This is a genomic window from uncultured Megasphaera sp. (assembly GCF_958350005.1).
Lineage (GTDB): Bacteria > Bacillota > Negativicutes > Veillonellales > Megasphaeraceae > Megasphaera.
The window spans coordinates 1-3,715 of sequence record NZ_CATWFF010000189.1 but is presented as its reverse complement, the minus strand read 5'-3'; the positions used below and the strand labels follow the sequence as shown (position 1 = coordinate 3,715).

At 43.9% G+C, this 3,715-nt stretch carries 6 protein-coding genes; all 6 read left to right on the top strand.

Going from position 1 to position 3,715, the window contains the following annotated elements:
• The first annotated feature begins 15 nt into the window (after nt 1–15).
• The 6 genes from Q3886_RS09225 (at nt 16) to Q3886_RS09200 (ending at nt 3,532) form a co-directional block, all read left to right on the top strand.
• Entirely contained in the window at nt 16–690 is a 675-nt protein-coding gene (locus Q3886_RS09225; RefSeq protein ID WP_301861132.1) for an XRE family transcriptional regulator, read from the top strand.
• A 47-nt stretch (nt 691–737) separates the two neighbouring features.
• Nucleotides 738–1,055 carry a DUF4258 domain-containing protein gene (locus Q3886_RS09220; RefSeq protein WP_301861131.1) on the top strand — a complete coding sequence of 106 codons (318 nt, stop codon included), beginning with the start codon at nt 738–740 and terminating at the stop codon, nt 1,053–1,055.
• 4 nt (nt 1,056–1,059) lie between these two features.
• Nucleotides 1,060–1,290: a type II toxin-antitoxin system MqsA family antitoxin gene (locus Q3886_RS09215; protein WP_301861130.1), complete on the top strand. Its 231-nt coding sequence runs from the start codon at nt 1,060–1,062 to the stop codon at nt 1,288–1,290.
• A 102-nt stretch (nt 1,291–1,392) separates the two neighbouring features.
• Complete coding sequence (locus Q3886_RS09210) at nt 1,393–2,220, top strand: BRO family protein (protein ID WP_301861128.1); 828 nt, start codon at nt 1,393–1,395, stop codon at nt 2,218–2,220.
• Nucleotides 2,221–2,256: 36 nt separating this feature from the next.
• Complete coding sequence (locus Q3886_RS09205) at nt 2,257–2,382, top strand: hypothetical protein (RefSeq protein ID WP_301861126.1); 126 nt, start codon at nt 2,257–2,259, stop codon at nt 2,380–2,382.
• Nucleotides 2,383–2,464: 82 nt separating this feature from the next.
• The gene (locus Q3886_RS09200) at nt 2,465–3,532 is read left to right on the top strand and encodes a site-specific integrase (protein WP_301861125.1); all 1,068 of its coding nucleotides are present in this window, start codon (nt 2,465–2,467) and stop codon (nt 3,530–3,532) included.
• Nucleotides 3,533–3,715: the final 183 nt, after the last annotated feature.

Here is a 3,715-nt window from a genome sequence, read left to right as displayed (position 1 = left end):
CTAAGGAGGTTTATCATGTATATAGGAGAATTAATCAAATCATATAGAAAAAAGCATGGCTTATCCATGCAGGACTTTGCAAATATTTCCGGGATTAGTAAGGCATATATTGGAGTACTTGAAAAAATATATAATCCAACAACAGGAGAACCTATTGCTCCATCTCTTCCAAAAATAAAAGCGATTGCCAAGGCAATGGGATTAGATTTAGACGCTCTATTAAAATTGTTAGATGAGAAACAACCGGTCATCGTAAATTCATCTGAAGGGAAAATCAAACGAATCAAAGGCCGCGGCGTCCGCATCCCTGTCCTTGGTCGTGTTGTCGCCGGCATCCCCATCGAGGCGGTCGAGGAAATCCTGGATTACGAAGAAATCACGCCGGAGCTGGCGGCGACGGGTGAATTTTTTGCTCTGCAGATTCACGGCGATTCCATGCTGCCGACGCTGAAAGACGGCGATATCGTCATCGTAAAACAGCAGCCAACCGTCGATTCCGGCGACATTGCCATCGTCCTGGTAAACGGCAATGAAGCGACTGTCAAGGAAGTCAAAGAAAGCCCTGCCGGCATCACGCTCATCGGCCACAACGTAGCCGTATACACCCCGAAATTCTACTCCAATCACGAAATAGCTGACCTCCCCGTCCAGGTACTCGGCAAAGTCGTAGAAATGAGAAGGAAGTTTTAGCCGAATCGGCAGGATAATTGAGGTGGAGTTTAGAAGGAAGTGATCGCTTGATTGATATAGAAATATTACGCCGCTATTATACGAAAGATATGGTCTTCGTTACACAACATACGGCAAAACGATTCCGCGAGCGTGGCATACGAATGAGAGATATAAAGGCAGCTCTATTCAGCGGTCATATTATTGAACAATATGAAGGGTCGTTCCCATTTCCCAGTTGTCTGATCTGCGGCATATCCTCTACGGGTAAACCGCTTCACGTCGTGATGAGTGATGAAGGGACGGCTTCCCGTATTATTACCTGTTATTTTCCCGATCCCAATCGCTGGGATGAAACTTTTACAATTCGCAAAAAGGAAGGATGATACTATGAAGTGCTTGAGTTGCAAATCTGATACCGTAGTAGACGGCACGACTACCTTTTTCGCCAGCCTGCCGAATTGCTACGTCATTATTGAAAACGTCCCCTGCAAAAAATGCAGCCAGTGCGGTGAAGAATATTTTTCTTCTTCTGTCATGGAAAAAATAGAAGATATCTTAGACAAAGTCGAACATATTGCCAGCAAGATTTTTATTCTGGATTACCATACAGCAGCGTAGAAGACCTCCCCGTCCAGGTACTCGGCAAGGTCGTAGAGATGAGAAGGAATTTTTAGACAGGAAAGGATAGTCTAGGTCGAGTTTGGAAGGACTGATATATGTATGAATGACTTAAAATTATTTGATTCACAATATATCCGTGCATTTTGGAATGCAGATGAAGACCAGTGGTATTACTCAGTTATTGATGTCGTCGGGGCGTTGACGGATAGCCCCAATCCCCGCAAGTATTGGAGCGTATTAAAGAGCCGCCTGAAAAAAGAAGGATCTGAACTGGCTACAAATTGTAGCCGTTTGAAACTTCCTGCTTCTGATGGAAAACTCCGACTTACTGATGTCGCTAATACCGAGCAGTTATTACGCCTTATTCAATCTATCCCTTCTCCCAAAGCCGAGCCTTTTAAGCTGTGGTTAGCGCAAACAGGGGCTGATCATCTCATGGATTTAGCTGACGCGCAAAAATTGCGTGAAGAATTAGATAAAAGAGTACAAGCCCGCAATGATGTACGAGAACAAAATAAGGCTCTGGCCAAAGCTGCACAAGATGTGGGCGTAAAAACCAACAAGGATTTTGCCAAATTCCAGAACAGCGGATATATGGGATTATACAACGGCGAAACGGCTGCTGCTATTAAGCGTCGCAAACAACTAAAAAAGAGTGAAGATATTTTGGATAATATGGGAAGCGAAGAATTAGGGGCCAATTTGTTCCGCATCACTCAGGCCGAGGCCAAATTGCGCCGTGAAAGGGTACTTGATAAGGAAACGGCAAATAGAATTCATTTTGAAGTGGGTCATACCATCCGGAAAGCTATCAGCGATTTAGGTGGTACAATGCCCGAAAACTTACCCACTCCTGAGAAGAGCATTAAGCAAATTGAACGGGAACAAAAAAAGCAGCTTCCTGGAATAGAAAAAAAGGAAGAATGATACTATGAAGTGCTTGAGTTGTAAATTTGATACCGTTTGCCAGCAAAATCTTTATTCTGGATTACCATACAGCGGCATAAATTAAAAAAATCCCGCCACCGTGCTACCAACACGATGACGGGAAGCGCCGGCGGTACTACCAATACCGGCCCGGTCATGTAAATTGCTTGTACTACCATTCAATAAAAATGGTACAAATATAAAAAGACATGACGAACAGCTTCTTTGAAGGATGGTGATACTCGTGCCAGCACCGCATAATCGAAAACGAACCAGCGCCACGATTGATGGCAAACGCAAATGGTTCTATGGCGATACTTTAAAAGAAGCCAACGAAGCAAAAGAAAACTACCTCAAAATGATTCAACGAGCGCCGAATATGAATCAGGATACGACGCTCGGCCAATGGCTGGCCATATGGTTAAAGGGCGCCAGAAGCTCTATTACAGAAGCGACCTTTAATTCATATCAATTCCAGCTTATGAACTATGTCTTGCCTACTATGGCCAAAGTAAAACTTGTAGACCTTCAGCCTTGGATGTTTCGCAACCTCATTACAGAGCTATTAAAAAAGTACAGCAACCGCAGCGTCCAGTACGCCCTGGCCGTCGTCCGAATCGCTCTCAGACAAGCGGTCAATGACGGCGTTCTGGACAAGTCCCCTCTCATCGGCGTAAAGTTGCCAAAGACAGAGAAGTCAAAAGCAAGCGCATTGACAAAAGAAGAAGCGCATCAGCTGCTGTCAGTCATAAAGAACCAAAAACATTATAACATGTATTGGGTACTTTTATATACGGGTTTGCGCCGATCGGAGCTGCTGGGCCTGCGAATAGCAGACATCAATGAAATTGGCTCTACCATTTCTATCCATCAAACTGTCCTGAAATCAAACGGCAAGGTATATATTTCTGAAAAGACAAAAACAGAATCTTCCCGCCGTACGATTACAGTAGATCCGCAAACGCTTGCTATTTTGAAAAAGCAAAAAGCACTCACCTATCAGGAACGCCTGAAGGCAAAGGATTATGAAAATAACGGCTTATTATTCTGCCGCGCCGATGGCAAGCCCTATGATCCTCAATGGATCAGCAAAACAGCCAAAAAATATGGGGTCTTAATCAACCGCCCGGACTTTCATCTGCACATGCTGCGACATACGCATGCGACACTGCTAATCCTTGCTGGCGTTCATTTTAAAGTTATTCAAAACCGTCTTGGTCATTCCACTTTCAAGGAAACGATGGATACATATAGTCATGTCATACCGGACATGGAAGGCCAAATCCAGGATAAATTGAGAAAACTTATTTAACAACATCCTCACATTTTACTCACACTTCGACATTTTTGCATCGTTTTTAATATGTGTTAAGCTGTTCTTCATTTGCGTGGCACTGAGGAAAAACGGCTATATTAAGCCATTTTCAAGAACGATTGTTCGAGACTTAGGATCTGGCGTCTTACGACGTAAGGGTTCAAGTCCCTTCACTCGCAC